The organism is Kribbella sp. NPDC023972 (assembly GCF_040639075.1).
Taxonomy (GTDB): domain Bacteria; phylum Actinomycetota; class Actinomycetes; order Propionibacteriales; family Kribbellaceae; genus Kribbella.
Map to the genome: position 1 here is coordinate 64,597 of NZ_JBEZZH010000005.1, position 16,941 is coordinate 81,537.

Genomic DNA, 16,941 nt, shown 5'->3' on the forward strand with positions numbered 1-16,941 from the left:
TGACAGGACGCCTTTGGCACTATGCAGGCAGCCACTGACCATCCACCAATCAAGGTCAGAGGTCGACCGGGGTGCCGACTTCCATGTCGTTCGCTTCCGGGTCGGTCACCATCGCAGACGCGGCTTCGAGCAACCCATGGCGGGTGAGCGCCCCACGCGCCGCACGACGTAGCGAGTCAAGATCGTCCCCTTCGAGGTAGAAGCAGATGAAGTCGTCGAAGTGGTCCGGGTCGTCGGTCTCCCCCAGGCCGGCACTGTCAACTACCTCGAACAAGTCGCCGAGAAGATCTTCGTAACCCTCCTGCCACTCGTCGCCAGCACCCCAAGCGGTGTAGGGCAATCGGACCTGCAGTTCCGCCACGACTCGCCTCCTCGACCTTGTGAGCGGACGTCTGAGTAGTGAGCCCTACATCAAGCTGCTCGTTCGAACCAGTCGATCGCGAGGTCGGCGACCGCTGCGGGGGCGTCGTCGGTGATGAAATGCGCTGCGTCGTCGACATAGGCGAACTCGACGCGATCGGCGTACCGCTCCGGATTGCGGCAGACACGCCCCATGAGCGCCTCGGTCCAGGGGTGGTCGCGGCGGCCGAGTACGACGAGGGTCGGCACCGTAAGCCGCTGGCGGCGGTAGACGCCGCGCATCATGCGCAGGCCTTCGGGCAGGACCATGCCGCGAGTGAGCGGACGCACCGCGCCGTCGATGTCGGGTCGGCGCATCGGGGCGAGGTGGGCTTCGACCGCTGCCTCCGATATCGGGCGGGCGACGTACTCCTCGGAGAAGACTCCGCGCAGTGAGGCGCCTGGGCGGTGCCAGATGAACGGGGGCAGGTGCCGGAAGCCCGGGAGGAGCTTCGGGCTGAACGTCATGAAGCCCGGCGGCACGGAGAGTTGCACTGCCGTTCGAACCCGCTCGGGGTGGTCGTAGGTCAGCTGCATCGCGGTGAGGACGCCCATGTCGTGGGAGACGAGGTGGGCCCGCTCGATGTGGAGGACATCCAAGAGGGCAAGCAGGTCGCGTAGCCGGGTCTCGCGTTCGATACGCGGATCGTCGGCCACGGTCCAGCCAGCCCCGCGCAGGTCGGGGCAGATGACGCGGTAGCCGCCTGCGGCGATGGCCGGAGCTATCGCGTGCCACTGCCACCAGTGCTGGGGAAATCCGTGCAACAGCACGACCGGTTGGCCCTCGCCGATGGCGGCGAGGTGAGTATGCAGGCCGGGCGTCTCGACGACGAGATGCTGGAATCCGGAGGCCTCTGGCAGCGGCGGCGACCAGGCCGAGGCGTCGACGGAACGAGTGATGCGGGGCTCGGGCGTGGCCATGGCGACCCCCTTCGTGCGATGGAGATACTATGTTCATAGTAGACCTCGTGGAAGGGAGCGTCGATGCCGGCGGCCACCCGGGATCGCGCACTCGAGGCGGCCGTGGAACTGCTCGGCGCGGAGGGCGTGCGCGCATTGAGCCATGCGCGGGTCGATGAACGAGCGGGTCTGCCGCCTGGGTCGACCTCGAACTGGTTCCGCACCCGCCGGGCGCTACTCGGCGGTGTGGTCGACTGGATCGCCGAGCGCGAGCGCGCCGACTTCGACCCGGCCGCGATGCCTGCGATCACTGGACTCGACGGGCTGGTCGAGGGCTTGTGCGCCATGGCCGAACTGCAGACCGGGCCATTCGCCGCGCGCACCCGCGCACGCTACGCCCTCTTCCTCGAACTGGCCGACGACCCTGAGCTTGGCGAGCCGCTGCGGCGGCAACGCCGCGAGTTCGAGGAGTGGACTGAGCGGATTGTGATCGCCGTCGGCATCGCCCACCCCGTGCCGGCGACCCGGGCCCTCATGGCACTCGCCGACGGGCTGCTCCTGCACCGGCTCACCGTCGACCCCGCTCTTGACATGCGCCCCGCCATCGAACGCGCAGTGCGCGCCCTCGCAGAGTCTTGACCTGACGCTCCAGCGCAGACAGCCAAAACACTGCCACGACAGACTTTCCGTCGTGTAGCCGACGCCGTGGCTATGTGGGGCTCGCGGACGGGCGGCCCGCGGACGCATGGCATCGGACACTGTCAATGACCCGAACTCGCACAGAAGTTCTCCCCGGCGCGCCGGTGCTGGCGGGATGCAGGAGCACTGGATCTGGTTCCGCAACCTGCCGTACCGCTCCCCGTGGTTGGTGCTTCGACGTCGATCGCCGGTGAAGGAACCAGGCCTTTCCGATTTCGCGGTTATGACGAGAACTGAGCTATCCAGCAAATGGATGGATTTCGATGGATTTCAGCGTGCAATTCCGCACAGTGTGCAACGAGTAGACCCTGGTCGACGCCGACTTGACCTTGACGCCGCGTCAACCCTTCACCCTGAGGACAGGAACTTCCTCGCAGGTGACTGGACCGGCTTCACAAAGGAGACAGGTGATGACGACGTTGATCGAAAAGATCGTCGGCGACCTCGGCGACAAGCGGCGATGGCGGCAGTACAAGGCTCGCGTCAAGGGGCTTCCCGCGAGCCACCGCACGACGGTCGAGACGCTGGAGCGGTACCTGACGTACTTCGGGGGGATCACGAAGGGCGACATCCCGGTGGACGTCGTGATGTCGATGCTCGAGGATCTCGCCGGGCTGTTCGAGCAGGCTGCGGCGGACGGGACCCCGATCCGCACGGTCGTTGGTGCGGCTCCGGTGGAGTTCGCCGAGACCTTCTTCCGGAACTACTCGGACGGTCGGTGGATCAGCAAAGCGCACGATCAGTCGATCAGTGCCATCGAGCGCGGGTTCTACAAAGAGATCGAGCGCGGGATCAACAAAGAGCGGGAACGGCTGGTCAACGCCGTCGAGCGCGCCGAGACAGAGGACGGGGGAAACCGCTCATGACGGCCCAAACGACCGCTGCTCCGGCGATTCGCGTGCAGGGTCTCGAGAAGTCGTACGGGAAACTCGAGGTGCTGCGCGGCGTGGACTTCGACGTGGAGCGGGGAAGCATCTTCGCCCTGCTCGGCTCGAACGGGGCGGGCAAGACCACGGTCCTGAGGATCCTGGCAACGCTCCTCAAGGCCGACGCGGGGGCGGCCGCCGTCAACGGCTTCGACGTCGCCACGCAACCGTCGGACGCGCGGGAGTCCTTCAGCCTCACCGGGCAGTTCGCCGCCGTCGACGAGATCCTCAGCGGGCGGGAGAACCTCATACTCGTCGCCAGGCTGCGCCACCTCGAAGACCCCGGCGCGATCGCGGATGACCTGTTGAAGCGTTTCTCGCTGACCGACGCGGGCGCGCGGAAAGTGTCGACGTACTCGGGTGGGATGCGCCGCCGCCTGGACATCGCGATGAGCCTCATCGGCAATCCGCCAGTGATCTTCCTGGACGAGCCGACAACGGGACTCGATCCCGAGGCGCGCGTCGAGGTGTGGGACACCGTGAAGGGTCTCGCCGGGCGCGGCACGACGGTACTGCTCACCACGCAGCATCTGGAAGAGGCCGAGCAGCTCGCCGACCGGATCGCCATCCTCCACCAGGGCCGGATCATCGTGAACGGCACCCTCGCCGAGCTCAAGCAACTCCTCCCGCCTGCCAAGGTCGAGTACGTCGAGAAGCAGCCCTCTCTCGAAGACGTCTTCTTCGCGGTCGTCGGAGACGCCGGCGAAGACGACAATCACGTCGACACCGACGAGCGCAGCCAAGACCGCAAGACCACGTCGAACAAGAAGTAAGGAACAACTATGGCCACGCACTTCTTCGGCGACACCGCCGTCCTCACGGGACGGACCATGCGCCACGTCACACGCAGCGTCGACACCATCATCACGACCGCGATCATGCCGATCGCCATGATGCTGATGTTCGTCTACGTGTTCGGCGGCGCAATCGACACCGGTCCGGTCGAGTACATCGACTACATGCTGCCCGGCATCCTGCTCATCACGATCGCCTCGGGCATCTCCTACACCGCGTTCCGGCTGTTCATGGACATGACGAGCGGGATCTTCGAGCGGTTCCAGTCCATGCCGATCGCACGGTCCGGCGTGCTGTGGGCGCATGTTCTGACCTCGCTGGCCGCCAACGTGATCTCGCTGGTGATCGTCGTGGGCGTCGCTCTGCTGATGGGCTTCCGCTCGGGGGCCGGAGTACCGGCGTGGCTCGCCGTCGCCGGCATTCTGCTCCTGTTCACCCTGGCGCTGACCTGGATCGCCGTGATCCCCGGTCTCTCCGCGGCGTCCATCGAGGGCGCGAGCGTGTTCTCCTACCCGCTCATCTTCCTGCCGTTTCTCAGCTCGGCGTTCGTGCCCACCGAGACCATGCCCGGCCCGGTGCGCTGGTTCGCCGAAAACCAGCCGGTGACTTCGATCATCAACACGATCCGTGACCTGTTCGCCGGGCAGCCGGTCGGCGACGACATCTGGATCGCCCTCGCCTGGTGTGTCGGCATCCTTGTCGTGGCGTACGTCTTGGCGATGGTCACCTATCGCCGGAAGATCGCCTGAGGCAGGCTGAGACCCATGCTCACCATCAGCCAGCTAGCGGGATACGCGGGGGTGACGGCGCGGGCGGTGCGCTACTACCACCAGATCGGGCTGCTGCCGGAGCCCGAGCGCGACGACTCCGGATACCGGACCTACGGCGCCGCCGCGGTCGTGCGACTGATCCGGATCCGCACCCTGGCAGATGCCGGTGTGCCGCTGGCCCGGGTGCAGGAACTCCTCGACGCCGGCCCGGAGGAGTTCGCCGATGGCGTCCAGGAGGTTGACAAGGAACTACGCGCGGAGGTCCGGCGGGTGCAGGACACTCGTAAACGGCTCGCCAGGCTCGCCGCCGGAGAACACCTGGCACTCCCGCAGAGCGTCGTCGGCTACCTCGACCGGCTGCGCGGTCTCGGTGTCCAGGAGCGGTACATCGAAATGGAGCGGGACGCCTGGATCATGGTCGCCGCCCAGGTGCCGCACCTGATCGACTCTGTCATCGCCAAGAAGCACGAGGATCTGGACAGTCCCGACATGGTGAAGCTCTACAGCCTTGTCAACGACGCGCTCGACTGGCGGGCCGACGATCCGCGGGTCGTCGAGCTCGCCGACATCCTGGAGCGCCTGAGGATTCGCGCGGTGGAGGCCGGCGAGACGGGTGCCGACGGCTTCGACGACCAGTTCGCCGCCCTGATGGACGCGACCATCGTCGAGTCGTCCCCGGGAGCCGAGCGGGTTCTGGCGATCCTGGAGGAGCGGGGTTGGAAGGGCTGGACCCGCATCGAGCGAGTGCCTGTCGACAGACTCAACACTCAGCCCGGGTCCGTCGGGCAGCACGCACCGCCGGAGGAGCCTGACCCGCTTCCCGGACCGCCGAGCGAACCGGATCACGCAGATGCTCGACTTCGTCGAGACCGAGCCGGCGCCGTCGCGGGCTGACGTCATCGATCGGTCGCGCCGTGGCGAGATCACCGCAGACAGGTGGAGCAGCTCATCGTCGCGCTCGATATGGGACCAGCCGCCGGCGGTGTCGAGTCTCGACGCGCGGCCGAAGAGGAAGGCGAAGTATCTGTGGGTGATGGTGGACTCCCTTGGGAACGGCGATCCGGGGCGGGTCAACGTGCGGGTGCCGCTGGAGCTGCCGCGAGCCGGCGTACGGCTGGCGGTCCTGATCCCGGCGCCGGCACTGGAGCAGGCCAACGCCGAACTGAACAAGTCAGGCGTGCCGCTCGACCTGACACAGCTCAAGCCCTAGCAGCTCGAGGCGCTCCTGGAGCACCTCGACGAGATGACCCTGGAGGTCGACCAGCCCGATGCCAAAGTGCGTGTCTTCTGCGAATAGGCGCCGTCCAGTTGGACGGGCCCCGGAGAGATGCTGGACACCCTCCGAGGCCGCGCCCGCCACAGCACGGGAGAGCGGACCCGAACGACGAACCGACGGGGGCTTCGGGAGGATGAGCACATGAACGAGAACGAGGACTTCCTGGCTGAGCAGGCGCATCTCATGGAAGCCGAACGCATCCGGCAGGAGGTCGAAGACGCCGCCTCCGACCCCGCGGCCCAGGAGGAATGGATCCGTCAGTCCAACCTGATCTACGGCGGACTGACGGGCGCGGGTCTGGTGGTGGTGCAGCCCTTCCTGACCGAGACCTCGCTCGACCCGTCGGCGATGGTGTGCGTCATCGCGTTCTCCATCTCGATACCTCTGCTCGCCGCGCTCCTGGTGCTGAATCGGCAGGAGGCGTTTCGTCGACGGGCGAGCAGGTCACGGTTCGTCGGGATGGCGAAGGCGGTCGCACAAGGATCGGCGTTCGTCGGCATCACGGCGGCCTTCTGGCACATGTCCATCGTTGCGGGGATCGTGTTCCTGGCCATGGGGTTGGTCGCGATGGGAGTGCACTCCTCGGGATACGTGCAGTTGGAGTACGACTCGAAGTTCCGTCCGAGATTCCTTCCTCGCAAGACACCCGAGGCATAACGAACCAACGCAATCGGCGCGAAGCGGTCACCGCTGGCGCGAGTCGACGGGCTCCTTGATCGTTTCAGGGAAGGGTGGCGGAGTAGAGGCTGATGGCGAGTGCCACGCAGAGGAAGAGCGCGCTGGCAAGGGGCTTGGCGCGGAGAGCTCAGGCAATCCCGGCAATCGCGAGAACGCGAGCCAGGGTCCACAGTGCGATTCCCACGGGTCCGACCTTTCTTGGTGCGGCGGCGATCCTGGACTGCGGGCGCGGCGGGCTTTGCCTTGAGTGTCAGCCGACGTGGATTCCGGGTCTGCGGGCCGGGTCGTCCTCGTGTTGGCGGATGATCTCGCGGACGACGGGCGCCGTGTCGCCGCGCCCGAGAATGAGGTAGCGCAGCAGATGGCTCAGCGGGTTGCCCTCCGACCACTCGAAGTGGCAGTGGGGCCGGACGCCGGTGGTGTCGCGGAGCGTCAGAAGGATCGCCGCGATCGCGTTCGGTGCAGCGGGGCTCTTGGCGCGGAGGATCCGGTAGCCGTCGACATCGATGCCTTCGACGCGGAGTACGTCGCTGAACGTGGACGGGTCGATGACATCGATCTCGAGGAACAGGACGTCTGCGTGACCCGGGACGGGGTCCATTTCCCGGACCTCTGCTTCTTTGGCGGAGTACTCGGCAGCGTCGCCGGCCTGGCGGCGGTTGGCGATCAGGTTCAGGGCTCCGTCGTTGGTGATCGAGTCAGTGATGAAGCGGCGCGCTGTGTCGTCGAACTCGATCCGGTCGGCTCGCAGTTCCGTCGTGCGAGAGACCCTGGAGATCAGCGAGACGACAATGATGCCGGCGATGAACAGCCCGGAGATGGCGATGCCGTCGGGCTTCTCGATGATGTTCTCGACCAGCGCGTACAGCAGTACCAGGGTGAGGATCGTGAACGCGATCGTCTGCCGGCGTTGCCGGCGGTGGCCGGCCGAGATGGTGACCGCGACCGCCCCGGACACCATCATGACCAAGATGCCGGTCGCGTAGGCGCCGGCCTGGGCGTCGACGTCGGCGCCGAAGGCGATGGTGATCGCAACGCTGATCGCGGTGTACACCAGCACCACTGGGCGTACGGCGCGACCCCACTCCGGCGCCATGCCGTAGGTCGGCAGGTAGCGGGGCACGATGTTGATCAGACCCGCCATAGCCGATGCGCCGGCGAACCACAGGATCAGAATGCTGCTGACGTCGTAGGTGGTACCGAACACCTCGCCCAGATGCTCGTGGGCGAGATAGGCCATGGCACGCCCGTTCGCCGCGCCGCCGGGCTCGAATTCCTCGGCCGGGATCAACACGGTGGTGATGAAGCTGGTTGCCAGCAGATAGACGCTCATGATCAGCGCGGCAGCAGTCAGCAGCTTCTTGGTGTTGCGGATCCGGTTGGCCAACTGCTCCTCGGCGTCGCGGCCGTCGGCTGCCACGAGCGGCATCATGCTGACCCCGGTTTCGAAGCCGGACAAGCCGAGCACCAGCAGCGGGAAGGCCACGATCGCCGGACCGATCACGCCACCGAAGCCTCCTCCGCCTGCCGTCAGCGCGTCGATCCAACCGGAGAACGCCCCCGCCCCCGTGACGACGTCATACAGGCCGACCGCCACGACTGCCGCGTTGAGAGCGAGAAAGACGGCAACCAGCGGAATCGCTACACCGACCGCCTCGCTGAAGCCGAGCAGGAACACCCCGCCGAGGATCAGCAGCAGCACGACTGTGACCAGCACCTCCTGCCCGTGCAGGAAACCTGGCGCGTAGGGGTTCTCCAACAGGTGCACGGTCGCGTCTGCCGATGACAGGGTGATGGTGACGATCCACGACGTCGCGACGAAGCCGAGCAGCACCAGTACGAACAGCTTGCCCCGCCAAAACGGCAGCAGATTCTCCAGCATGGCAATCGAGCCTTGACCGTGGGGGCTCTCCTTTGCCACCCGCCGGTACATCGGCAACATTCCGAGCAGCGTGAGCGCGACGATGAGGAGCGTCGCCAGCGGCGACAGCGCGCCAGCCGCAAGAGCCGCGATTCCAGGCAGGTACGACAGCGTCGAGAAGTAGTCGACGCCGGTCAGGCACATGACTTTCCACCATGCCTGCGGCGGGGCATGCCCCTCATCGGCCTCCGGGCCGACCGGCTGCACCTGGTGCCGCAGCAGCCAGCCCACGGCACCACGCGAAGGGCCCGCCTGTCTGCCCGGCCCTTCGACGGTCGATGGGACGACGAGGTCATCAGAGGGAGTCACGCGGCAAAGCATGCCCGATGGATCCGGCCATCCCAGGATCGGCCTAAAGTAGCAGCATGGAGGAACCGCGAGGACCGATGTATGCGGCGGTCGTCGGCGGTACCGCGCTCACCTACCTCATCCTCGCGCTGATCCACGCGAAGGGCGCCACCTGGCTTATCCCGATACCCGTCGCCGCAGCCGCGGCTGCACTCATCGCGCTGACGAGTCGACGCCATCCGCGCTGACCTTCGATTGCCTCTGGCCGGCGTGCTGGCAGGCGCCCAGTTGCTGGCCAACGCCTCGGCGATCGCCACCGATCTGGGCGTACCGCCGGTCATCATCGGCTTCACGTTGGTCGCTCTCGGTACGTCGCTGTCGGAGGAGGTCACTCCCGTTCAAGCTAAGCGCCGCGGCGAGTCGGATCTGGTGGTCGGAACCTGTTCGGCAGCAATCTGTTCAACAGCCTTGTCGGCTGCGCGGTGGTCGGATCCGCATCCGGCTCGGTCACTCCGGGAAGGCTCTGGGTGCCTTGAGCTGGCCCGACTGGCCGCGTACGCGCTGACCATGCCGCTGCTCGTGTCAACCTGATCTGCCTGATGGCGCGGTTGGATGGGTGCGGCGCTGGAGTGCTAGAGACAGGATGTGGTCATGACGCGGGTAGAGATCTTGTCCACTTCCCTTGGCGAGGTTGAGATCGCCCGGATCGACGCGGCTGGTCCGCCTGTGCTGTTCTTCCCGGGTGGTCATTGCTCGGCCATCAGCGACTGCGGCTGGGAGTTGTACACCGGCCTCGGTCACTCGGTCGTGTCCTTCTCTCGTCCTGGCTACGGCGGCACGCGAGTAGGCGACCTGTCCGGTGCGGAGTTCGTGCCAGCCGTCGAGGAGGTGTGCGATGCCCTCGCGCTCGACGAGATCGCCGCTGTCGTCGGGGTGTCGTTCGGCGCCTTGCAGGCCGTGCCGACCGCGATGTCGGGGCGCATCGACGTTCGGCGTCTGGTCCTGCACAGTGGCGCACCCTCGACGCTGGCGTACCCGGACACGCGGGCGCAGCGTCTGGCGGGGCCGGTCGTGTTCGGTCCTCGTGTCCAGCAGGTGACCTGGGCAGCGATCTCGCGGCTTGTCGGCACTGAAATCGGGCTCCGCGCGCTCTGCGCCTCGCTGTCGATGCTCCCCGCGGGACGCTGGTGGCGATCCTGGAGTCAGCAGGACCGCGAGCTGGCGCGGAAGATGTTTCGAACCATGGCCTCAGGTCGGGGATTCGCCAACGACTTGCGGCAGGCCCGTGCCGACTCCAGCAGATACCGCCGCCGGCTGCTGCAGCGGGTCGGCTGCCCCACACTGATCACGGGCTCCCGCCACGACGGCGGGGTCGCCTTCGCGCACGCCGAGGACTTCGCGGCCACGATCCCCGGCGCCCGCCTCGTAGAACTGGACTCACCAACCCACCTGTTCTGGATCGGCCCGCATGCCGACGCCGCACGGCGCACGGTCCAGACCTTCCTCACCGAGACCGAATGACCGAACTGCCGGAGAAGCTGGACGGCATCAGGAATCGGACGTACGAGGTCGTCGTACTCGGGCATCAGGAACTCGGCCACCCAGGTATCGGTCAATCGGTGACGGAGCCAGCCTGCTTGAGTTCGTCGTACAGCAGGCTGAATCGGGCGTCGCGGTGAGCGCCAAACTGAACGATGCCGTGGCGGCACCGGCCGCGTTCTACGCGGCGCCGACGACGCTACCCGATGGGCTTGGCACCATCATCCGCAGCGAGGTCGTCGACGGGTACGTCGCGGGTGCGACCATCTACCGGGTCCCGTACGCCTCCACCGGCTACGACGGGAAGCGTGCTGCGGTCAGCGGCCTGATCTTCGTGCCGACCGGTCCGGCGCCAGCCGAGCCGCGCAAGGTCGTCTCGTTCACCCACGGCACGGTCGGGGTCGGGTCAACTGCGCGCCTTCGGCGCTGAAGTCCGCCGCCGAGGCCCACATCTTCGAAGACCTGGACCTGTTCCTGGCTGCGGGGTACGTCGTCACCGCGACCGACTACCAAGGCCTGGGCACCGAAGGCCCACACGCTTACCTGGTCGGCGCGACCGAAGCCGCCAATGCCCTCGATCTCGTCCGCGCCGCGCACAACCTGCCCCAGGCGCATGCGGGCACCACGTTCGCGACCTGGGGCCACTCCCAAGGTGGGCATGCGTCACTGTTCACCGGCCAGACCGCCGCCACCCTACTCCCCCGATCTGAAACTGGTCGGGGTCGCCGCCGGGGCCCGACCGGCCGACCTGCCCGCACTGCTCGACGTCAACCTCAAGACCCTGCCCGGGAAGGTCCTCGTCGCGATGCTGCTGCAGTCCTGGTCAGAGGTGTACGACGACGCCAGCATCGAGAAGATCGTCAAGCCCGGCGCCCGCCCATCCATCAGCATCGCCGGCTACTGCCTGTTCAAACAGTTCCTCGCCGCCGTCCCCAGTGCACTCCTGCTCGACCTGACGTTCATCTCGAACGCACCGGTCGACACCGAGCCCTGGAAGACGCACTTCGCCGCCAACGCGCCCGGCGGTCAGCGCACCGGCGTACCGATCCTCATGACCCAAGGCGAAGCAGACCCCATCATCGCGCCCGCCGTCACCACGAAGCTGGCTCAAATGCTCTGCACCAGCGGAAAGCAACTTCAGTTGCGCACCTACCCCGGAGTTGAACACGTCGACGCGGGATTCAAGGCCGCACCCGACGTCGCTGCCTGGATCGCCGACCGCTTCGCCGGCAAACCGGCACCCACCACCTGCACCTGAGCCTGCGGCGGCAGTCGTCCGATCGCGCCAATGCCAGAAATCCTTCGCTGATCATGCCAAATCAGCAATCCGCATCGCTGTCTCGTGCACACCAAGGTCCTGCTCCCCGACATCCGCAGACCCACAGATGCCCACAAAACAAGAGCTGTGGGTTGGACGCCGTAGTCGTGGAATTTCGGCAGATGGTGTGAGCTGCTACGGGTCGGCTAAGGGATGCGGATGCTGCGTGCGACATCCGCGGCGCCACCGCACAGCAGCCCCGACGCGTCGTGCTGTGCGGTGGCGGTGATCGTGGAGGGACTGCCGAGGGAGTCACCCATGTCGACGGCGATGTCGCTGATTCCCTGGCCGGCCAGGTGCGCAGCGAGGCAGGCGGTGCTGTTGGCGTTGGCGATGTCTTCCGCGACGCCGATCGACGGGGCGAACATGCGGGCCGCGGCGCGGCCGCTGGGCGTCGGCGCCGAGTAGGCGTAGCAGCCCAGGAAACCGAGTCGGTCGCAGGCGGCACGGAGCCGTTCGAAGTCCGGGCTGAGGGTGGTGAGAGCGGACCGCGTAGCAAGGGGAACCAGCAACCGCGACCGCCCCACTGAGGCGACGCGGGTGCCGGGAGCGAGTGTGCCCGGGGTGACGCCGAGTGCGGGTAGGACAAGGTCGCACTCGATCGCTGTGGGCCTGCGGAGGTCTACGGGACCGGGGTCGAAGGCGGCATTGACATGAGTGTTCTCCCGCACGGACCAACCAGTGAAGACACGCCCTGCCGCATGGATGGTGGCTCGATACTCCCGGCCCCCTGCGCGCTCGGCCAGGAAGGCCAGAGCGGCAACCGTCCCATGACCGCACCCAGGCAGTTCTCCCTCGGCGGTGAAGAAGCGGAGGGAAACGACCGGACCGCCCCGTCGGCTGTCGTGCACCGACACGAAGACCGCGTGCGACGTTCCCATCGCAGCCGGCACACGACGGCGTTCATCGTCACTCAACGGCGCCTCGTCCAGCACCGCGGTGGGACTACCGCCCTGGCCGTCGCGCAGACACGCCCGGACGATCGTGACGGGCAGACCGTGCCTACTCATCGCACTGCCGTGATCCTTGTGCCGGACCGGCGTCCGCTTCTCCCGCCCACCGCCGGCTCCACCTTCATGCCTCCGCAGGATTCTGATCGTTCTGTTCTTGCGCCTCCGCCCAGGTGATCGCCCATTCGTCGAGCGGCCGGAGGGCGTGACTGAGTGCTGCCCCCAGGCGAGTGAGCTCGTAGCCGTCGGCTGAGGGGGCGATGATCCCGCTGGCCGTGAGTTCCCGAAGCCGCTGGTAGAGGACGCTCGATGACATTCCTTCGCACTGTGCCAGCAGCGCGCGGGCGCCGAGCGGGCCCGCACGCAGCTCCCAGAGAATGCGCAGCGCCCACCGACGACCGAAGAGGTCCATCGCGGCCATGATCGGACGGCCGGTCGTCGATCCACGAACCGGTGTTCCTGGGCGCGGTGTCGGCATGGCCCTCCTTGTGTTTTGTTATTCGAAACACTAGCATCCGTGCGTGTTTCGAATTTCAAAACAACCTCCACGGGAGCGCCGATGTCGCGAATAGCCCTGCTGGAACCGCCGTACGCCGACCAGGCCGGCGCGCTGCTCGTGCGCATGATGCCCGGGGACGTGCCGCCGATCGGGCTCTTCCGGATGTTCGCCAGAAACCTCCCGATGGCCGGCGCCATGCACGGATGGGGGCGCTATGAGCTGGGCCGACAGCTGACCCTGACCATGCGGGAGCGCGAGATCGCCATCGACCGGACGTGCGCGCTGTGCGGCTGCGAGTACGAGTGGGGCGTGCACATGATGACGTTCGCCGAACGGGTCGGGCTCACCCGCGAGCAGGCGGCATCCCTGGTGCACGGCGGCCCCGCTGACGAGTGCTGGACGTCCGAGCGGGAACGGCTGCTCATCCTCGCCGTCGACGCGCTGCACGAGCGTTCCGACATCGATGACGCGCTGTGGACACGGCTCGTGTCGGTCTTCGACGAGCTCCAGCTGCTCGATCTGCTTCTGCTGTGCGGGTGGTACCACGCCGTCAGCTTCGCCGCGCGCGCCGCACGTGTGCCGCACGAGCCCGGCGCGCCTCGCTTCGCCGACTTCCTCCCCATCACGACCGCGACCAACCGGTGAGCACTACCCGGGAGCACTCCGAGGCGCGGCTGCTTGTCCCCTCCCTGATGTTCATCGCCCTGGTCGTGGCGGCAGTCGCCAGCCTGGGGACGCCGCTCATCACCAGCGTGGCGACCACGTTCCACGTCTCGCTCGACAGCGCGCAGTGGACGCTGACCATCGCGCTGCTCAGCGGCGCCATCGCCACGCCGGTCCTCGGCCGGCTCGGAGCCGGCCCCCACCGACGAGCCACGATTCTCGTCACGCTTGCGGTCGTCGTCGCCGGCAGCGCGCTCACCGTGCTACCGCTGCCGTTCGCGTGGCTGCTGGCCGGCAGGGCGGCCCAAGGCGTCGGGCTCGGGCTGACGGCGCTGATGATGGGCGTGGCCCGCGACCACCTCCCCGAGGCGCGCAGCGCGGCCACCATCGCCCTGATCTCGGTGGTCTCGATCATCGGGGTCGGCGTCGGTTACCCGCTGGCCGCACTGCTCGCCGAACTCGGCGGGGTGCGGGCCGCCTACGGCCTCGGCCTGGTCGTCACCGCCGCCGCCTTCCTGACCGCGTGGCGCTCCATGCCCGAAGCCCCCGAAGGCCGCTCCGCCCACTTGGACGTGGCAGGGGCGGTCGTCCTGGCCGCTGCGCTGCTCCTGGTGCTGTTCCTCGCCGGCGAACGGAATCTGTGGAGCCGGCACCTCGCCGTGGCGGCGGGCCTCGCCGTCGTCGCGGTGGTGCTGCTCTGCGTCTGGGCCGTCGTCGAGCTGCGCAGCACGACGCCCCTGGTCGATGTGCGGGCGGTGCGGCACCCGGCGGTCGCCGGGGCGAACCTCGCCATGTTCGTCGGCGGGATCGGCATGTACCTCCTGCTCACGCTCATCACCCGGTACGCGCAGACGCCGCACGGCGCCGGCTACGGCTTCGGGCTGACGACCTTCGTCGCCGGGCTGGTCCTCATCCCGTTCTCGGTGCTGGGGTTCGTCGCCGGCAAGCTCACCCCGCGGGTCCGGACGCGGATCGCCGACCCCCTGCTCCTGGCCGGCAGCGCCGTCGTGGTCGGCGGCGGGTTCGCCCTGTTCGCGGCGGCCCGGTCGGACCTGGCGGAACTGTTCGCGGCGATGGGCGTGCTCGGCTTCGGCGTCGGCGGCTTCTCGGCCGCGATGCCCGGCGTCATCCTGGCCGTCACCCCCAAGAGCGAGACGTCGAGCGCCATGAGCTTCAACTACGTCGTCCGCAGCGTGGGGTACTCCGTGGGCAGCGCCATCGGCGGCCTGATCCTCGCCGCGGGCACCGGCCCCGGCCACCTCTTCCCCGACGACAGCGCCTACACCACCGCGGCGCTGGTCGGCATCGGCGCCATGGCGATCACGACGCTGACAAGCCTCGCTCTCGCCCGCCGACGCTCGTCCGAAACCAACCCGTAAGTCAGATGCACTCATCCCAACACTGGAGGTTCCATGCCCAAGGGCTACTGGGTCAGCGTTTACCGCACCATTTCAGACCCTGAGAAGCTGGCTGCTTACAACAAGCTGGCCGGTCTGGCCGTCCGTCCCGCGGGCGGGCGGACCCTCGTCCGTGGCGGTCGGGTCGTGGCGCATGACGCCGGAATCGCCGAGCGCACCGTCGTGGTCGAGTTCGACAGCTTCGAGCAGGCCGTCGCGGCGCACGAGAGTGCGGCCTACCAGGAGGCGCTGGTCGCCCTCTCCGACGGCGTCGAGCGCGACTTCCGCATCGTCGAAGGCATCGACTGACCGAGGTCCAGTCGGATCTTCGCTGAAGGACTCCGTCGAGAATCTTGAGGACGGCAGTCAACGATCGTGACGCTGCATCAGGCTCGTAGGAGCATGATGCCCATGTTCCCGGGGAGCCCGATAGGCGGAGCGTAGTACCGACTGATCTCCGCCGCCGACGTACCACTACGCCGTGATCGGCCGTCAACGCCGAGCCTCTTGCCACAGATGTCGCCGGAACCGGCGCTGTCGGTGCCGAGGACGCCTGTGCGCCTTCGGCACCGGCAACCGCCTGATCCCCAATCACCGGCACGCCCCATCCGATCGAACCGGAAGCTAAGGACCCCGCATGCAGTTCCCTCACATGGCAGCCCGCAACGTCGTGACACTCGCGCTATCCGAAGATGCGGCCGCTGATGACGTCACCACTCGATGGAGCGTCGCGCCGCGACAATCGGCGACGGCAGTCATCACCACCCGCCAACCGGGCCTGGCTGCCGGGATGCCCCTGGCTGCCGAGGTTTACGCCCATATCGGCGGCGAAACACGGATCGACCAATCGGTGCCCGACGGCACTCGACTTGAGGCCGACGATGTCCTGGCGAGGATATCCGGCCCGGCACACCAGATCATCACCGGCGAACGGACGGTGCTGAACCTCCTCCAGCGGCTTTGCGGCATCGCCACACTCACCGATCGGTATGTGGCCGCCGTGTGCGATCTGCCTGTCCGCGTCCTGGATACCCGCAAGACCGCCCCTGGACTTCGGTTGCTGGACAAGTACGCGGTCGCCGCGGGCGGAGGGCACAATCATCGGCTGGACCTCGGTGCCATGGTGCTCCTCAAGGAGAACCACATCGCGGCCGCCGGCGGCGTCACCGCCGCCATCGACAGCGTCCGTAAGAACATGGCGTCGGAGGGCAAGACCCTGGCCATCGAGGTGGAGGTGGCCACGCTCGCCCAAGCCCGTGAAGCGCTGCAGGCCGCGCCGTCATGGATCATGCTCGACAACATGACCGTGCCGCAGCTGGCCGAAGCCGTCCGCCTTCGACGCGAACTGGCCTCCGACTCCGGCATCAAGCTGGAGGCCTCGGGCACGATCACCTTGGACGACTTGCGCGCCGTCGCGGAAACCGGTGTCGACGCCGTCTCCGTCGGCGCGCTGACCCACAGCGCGCCGGCCATGGATCTGAGCATGCTTCTGAGCATCTCCCCATCGTGAGAGGCCGAGTCGGCAGCCTCGGTCGAATCGCAGGCTCCCAGCGTCGCAATCGCGACGCGACTGCACGATCCGACATTCGGGAGGAGCCTGCGACGGTCGACCGCAGGGTCGGAGCCGACCAGCTCGTGCTCCGGATCATCCGGGCGACCCGCCGCCGGGTACGACCGAACTTTCCCGATACGAAGTCAGGTAGCCCTGCCGGCGCTGCGAGCAGGCAAGCGAGACGCTTCTCAAATCCTTTGACCCTCCCGAGCAGCCCTTCCGACGAAGAGTGGCCGCTCGCCGCCTGAGCTCCCCGGTGATCTGTCGCCAGAACAAATCTGATCTGGCGACAGCTACCCGAGACGGCGACGCCGATCGACGGGGACCGGCGCCCTGAGGCGTGAGCATTCGGTCTCTCAGAGATCCAGCTT

At 67.4% G+C, this 16,941-nt stretch carries 22 protein-coding genes and 1 pseudogene; 18 read left to right on the forward strand and 5 right to left on the reverse strand.

The genetic code is table 11. From position 1 onward, the window contains the following. Positions 1-55: 55 nt before the first annotated feature. Together AB0F43_RS20870 and AB0F43_RS20875 are read right to left on the reverse strand one after the other, a co-directional pair. Positions 56-361, reverse strand: coding sequence for a hypothetical protein (locus AB0F43_RS20870; protein ID WP_360479011.1), 306 nt, complete (start codon positions 359-361; stop codon positions 56-58). A gap of 50 nt (positions 362-411) precedes the next feature. Continuing rightward, entirely contained in the window at positions 412-1,320 is a 909-nt protein-coding gene (locus AB0F43_RS20875; RefSeq protein WP_360479014.1) for an alpha/beta hydrolase, read from the reverse strand. Between the two features lie 63 nt (positions 1,321-1,383). Between AB0F43_RS20875 and AB0F43_RS20880 the strand changes: the two genes are divergently transcribed. From AB0F43_RS20880 to AB0F43_RS20910, 7 genes are all read left to right on the forward strand, one after another. Then, a complete protein-coding gene (locus AB0F43_RS20880; protein WP_360479017.1) occupies positions 1,384-1,938 on the forward strand; it encodes a TetR family transcriptional regulator in 555 nt (184 codons plus the stop codon). Between the two features lie 470 nt (positions 1,939-2,408). Next, complete coding sequence (locus AB0F43_RS20885; RefSeq protein WP_360479020.1) at positions 2,409-2,864, forward strand: DUF1048 domain-containing protein; 456 nt, start codon at positions 2,409-2,411, stop codon at positions 2,862-2,864. After that, positions 2,861-3,697, forward strand: a complete 837-nt coding sequence (locus tag AB0F43_RS20890; protein ID WP_360479024.1) for an ATP-binding cassette domain-containing protein — start codon at positions 2,861-2,863, stop codon at positions 3,695-3,697. The genes AB0F43_RS20885 and AB0F43_RS20890 overlap by 4 nt, the downstream gene beginning before the upstream one ends. A gap of 9 nt (positions 3,698-3,706) precedes the next feature. Next, positions 3,707-4,468, forward strand: a complete 762-nt coding sequence (locus AB0F43_RS20895) for an ABC transporter permease (RefSeq protein WP_360479027.1) — start codon at positions 3,707-3,709, stop codon at positions 4,466-4,468. Between the two features lie 15 nt (positions 4,469-4,483). Continuing rightward, positions 4,484-5,383: a MerR family transcriptional regulator gene (locus AB0F43_RS20900; protein ID WP_360479030.1), complete on the forward strand. Its 900-nt coding sequence runs from the start codon at positions 4,484-4,486 to the stop codon at positions 5,381-5,383. Continuing rightward, positions 5,340-5,699: a hypothetical protein gene (locus tag AB0F43_RS20905; RefSeq protein WP_360479033.1), complete on the forward strand. Its 360-nt coding sequence runs from the start codon at positions 5,340-5,342 to the stop codon at positions 5,697-5,699. Before AB0F43_RS20900 ends, AB0F43_RS20905 begins: the two co-directional genes overlap by 44 nt. A 207-nt stretch (positions 5,700-5,906) precedes the next feature. Beyond that, positions 5,907-6,422 (forward strand): hypothetical protein, encoded by a 516-nt coding sequence (locus AB0F43_RS20910; protein ID WP_360479035.1) that lies wholly within the window; start codon positions 5,907-5,909, stop codon positions 6,420-6,422. 271 nt (positions 6,423-6,693) lie between these two features. On the opposite strand, the gene AB0F43_RS20915 is transcribed toward AB0F43_RS20910, so the two are convergent. After that, positions 6,694-8,673 carry an amino acid transporter gene (locus AB0F43_RS20915; protein ID WP_360479038.1) on the reverse strand — a complete coding sequence of 660 codons (1,980 nt, stop codon included), beginning with the start codon at positions 8,671-8,673 and terminating at the stop codon, positions 6,694-6,696. A gap of 56 nt (positions 8,674-8,729) precedes the next feature. Between AB0F43_RS20915 and AB0F43_RS20920 the strand changes: the two genes are divergently transcribed. The 7 genes and pseudogenes from AB0F43_RS20920 to AB0F43_RS20950 all read left to right on the forward strand — a co-directional run bounded on the left by AB0F43_RS20920 (position 8,730) and on the right by AB0F43_RS20950 (position 11,449). After that, positions 8,730-8,900 carry a hypothetical protein gene (locus AB0F43_RS20920; protein ID WP_360479041.1) on the forward strand — a complete coding sequence of 57 codons (171 nt, stop codon included), beginning with the start codon at positions 8,730-8,732 and terminating at the stop codon, positions 8,898-8,900. A gap of 22 nt (positions 8,901-8,922) precedes the next feature. After that, positions 8,923-9,243: a hypothetical protein gene (locus tag AB0F43_RS20925; RefSeq protein ID WP_360479044.1), complete on the forward strand. Its 321-nt coding sequence runs from the start codon at positions 8,923-8,925 to the stop codon at positions 9,241-9,243. A gap of 60 nt (positions 9,244-9,303) precedes the next feature. Further along, entirely contained in the window at positions 9,304-10,173 is an 870-nt protein-coding gene (locus tag AB0F43_RS20930; protein WP_360479047.1) for an alpha/beta hydrolase, read from the forward strand. Next, positions 10,170-10,331 (forward strand): hypothetical protein, encoded by a 162-nt coding sequence (locus AB0F43_RS20935; RefSeq protein WP_360479050.1) that lies wholly within the window; start codon positions 10,170-10,172, stop codon positions 10,329-10,331. Before AB0F43_RS20930 ends, AB0F43_RS20935 begins: the two co-directional genes overlap by 4 nt. Further along, complete coding sequence (locus AB0F43_RS20940; RefSeq protein WP_360479053.1) at positions 10,328-10,621, forward strand: hypothetical protein; 294 nt, start codon at positions 10,328-10,330, stop codon at positions 10,619-10,621. The genes AB0F43_RS20935 and AB0F43_RS20940 overlap by 4 nt, the downstream gene beginning before the upstream one ends. Positions 10,622-10,707: 86 nt before the next feature. Beyond that, positions 10,708-10,806, forward strand: a pseudogene (locus AB0F43_RS20945) (hypothetical protein); the annotation flags it as partial. Positions 10,807-10,849: 43 nt separating this feature from the next. Beyond that, positions 10,850-11,449 carry a lipase family protein gene (locus AB0F43_RS20950; RefSeq protein ID WP_360479056.1) on the forward strand — a complete coding sequence of 200 codons (600 nt, stop codon included), beginning with the start codon at positions 10,850-10,852 and terminating at the stop codon, positions 11,447-11,449. A gap of 206 nt (positions 11,450-11,655) precedes the next feature. On the opposite strand, the gene AB0F43_RS20955 is transcribed toward AB0F43_RS20950, so the two are convergent. Both AB0F43_RS20955 and AB0F43_RS20960 read right to left on the reverse strand, forming a co-directional pair. Then, positions 11,656-12,519, reverse strand: coding sequence for a PhzF family phenazine biosynthesis isomerase (locus AB0F43_RS20955; protein ID WP_360479058.1), 864 nt, complete (start codon positions 12,517-12,519; stop codon positions 11,656-11,658). Positions 12,520-12,583: 64 nt separating this feature from the next. After that, the gene (locus AB0F43_RS20960) at positions 12,584-12,871 is read right to left on the reverse strand and encodes a helix-turn-helix domain-containing protein (protein ID WP_360479061.1); all 288 of its coding nucleotides are present in this window, start codon (positions 12,869-12,871) and stop codon (positions 12,584-12,586) included. Positions 12,872-13,018: 147 nt separating this feature from the next. Between AB0F43_RS20960 and AB0F43_RS20965 the strand changes: the two genes are divergently transcribed. The 4 genes from AB0F43_RS20965 (at position 13,019) to nadC (ending at position 16,528) form a co-directional block, all read left to right on the forward strand. Continuing rightward, positions 13,019-13,603: a carboxymuconolactone decarboxylase family protein gene (locus AB0F43_RS20965; protein WP_360479064.1), complete on the forward strand. Its 585-nt coding sequence runs from the start codon at positions 13,019-13,021 to the stop codon at positions 13,601-13,603. Beyond that, positions 13,600-15,000 (forward strand): MFS transporter, encoded by a 1,401-nt coding sequence (locus AB0F43_RS20970; protein WP_360479067.1) that lies wholly within the window; start codon positions 13,600-13,602, stop codon positions 14,998-15,000. Before AB0F43_RS20965 ends, AB0F43_RS20970 begins: the two co-directional genes overlap by 4 nt. A gap of 33 nt (positions 15,001-15,033) precedes the next feature. Further along, positions 15,034-15,327: a DUF1330 domain-containing protein gene (locus tag AB0F43_RS20975; protein WP_360479069.1), complete on the forward strand. Its 294-nt coding sequence runs from the start codon at positions 15,034-15,036 to the stop codon at positions 15,325-15,327. 328 nt (positions 15,328-15,655) lie between these two features. After that, complete coding sequence (gene nadC / locus AB0F43_RS20980; protein WP_360479072.1) at positions 15,656-16,528, forward strand: carboxylating nicotinate-nucleotide diphosphorylase; 873 nt, start codon at positions 15,656-15,658, stop codon at positions 16,526-16,528. Positions 16,529-16,941: the final 413 nt, after the last annotated feature.

Bases quoted from the DNA above. Each gene is read 5' to 3' on its own strand.
- AB0F43_RS20965 (WP_360479064.1), top strand. From the start codon at position 13,019: ATGTCGCGAATAGCCCTGCTGGAACCGCCGTACGCCGACCAGGCCGGC.
- AB0F43_RS20880 (WP_360479017.1), top strand. From the start codon at position 1,384: ATGCCGGCGGCCACCCGGGATCGCGCACTCGAGGCGGCCGTGGAACTG.
- AB0F43_RS20935 (WP_360479050.1), top strand. From the start codon at position 10,170: ATGACCGAACTGCCGGAGAAGCTGGACGGCATCAGGAATCGGACGTAC.
- AB0F43_RS20955 (WP_360479058.1), bottom strand. From the start codon at position 12,519: ATGAGTAGGCACGGTCTGCCCGTCACGATCGTCCGGGCGTGTCTGCGC.
- AB0F43_RS20875 (WP_360479014.1), bottom strand. From the start codon at position 1,320: ATGGCCACGCCCGAGCCCCGCATCACTCGTTCCGTCGACGCCTCGGCC.
- AB0F43_RS20910 (WP_360479035.1), top strand. From the start codon at position 5,907: ATGAACGAGAACGAGGACTTCCTGGCTGAGCAGGCGCATCTCATGGAA.
- nadC (WP_360479072.1), top strand. From the start codon at position 15,656: ATGCAGTTCCCTCACATGGCAGCCCGCAACGTCGTGACACTCGCGCTA.
- AB0F43_RS20975 (WP_360479069.1), top strand. From the start codon at position 15,034: ATGCCCAAGGGCTACTGGGTCAGCGTTTACCGCACCATTTCAGACCCT.
- AB0F43_RS20900 (WP_360479030.1), top strand. From the start codon at position 4,484: ATGCTCACCATCAGCCAGCTAGCGGGATACGCGGGGGTGACGGCGCGG.
- AB0F43_RS20905 (WP_360479033.1), top strand. From the start codon at position 5,340: ATGCTCGACTTCGTCGAGACCGAGCCGGCGCCGTCGCGGGCTGACGTC.
- AB0F43_RS20960 (WP_360479061.1), bottom strand. From the start codon at position 12,871: ATGGACCTCTTCGGTCGTCGGTGGGCGCTGCGCATTCTCTGGGAGCTG.
- AB0F43_RS20885 (WP_360479020.1), top strand. From the start codon at position 2,409: ATGACGACGTTGATCGAAAAGATCGTCGGCGACCTCGGCGACAAGCGG.
- AB0F43_RS20950 (WP_360479056.1), top strand. From the start codon at position 10,850: ATGCGTCACTGTTCACCGGCCAGACCGCCGCCACCCTACTCCCCCGAT.
- AB0F43_RS20890 (WP_360479024.1), top strand. From the start codon at position 2,861: ATGACGGCCCAAACGACCGCTGCTCCGGCGATTCGCGTGCAGGGTCTC.
- AB0F43_RS20930 (WP_360479047.1), top strand. From the start codon at position 9,304: ATGACGCGGGTAGAGATCTTGTCCACTTCCCTTGGCGAGGTTGAGATC.
- AB0F43_RS20895 (WP_360479027.1), top strand. From the start codon at position 3,707: ATGGCCACGCACTTCTTCGGCGACACCGCCGTCCTCACGGGACGGACC.
- AB0F43_RS20920 (WP_360479041.1), top strand. From the start codon at position 8,730: ATGGAGGAACCGCGAGGACCGATGTATGCGGCGGTCGTCGGCGGTACC.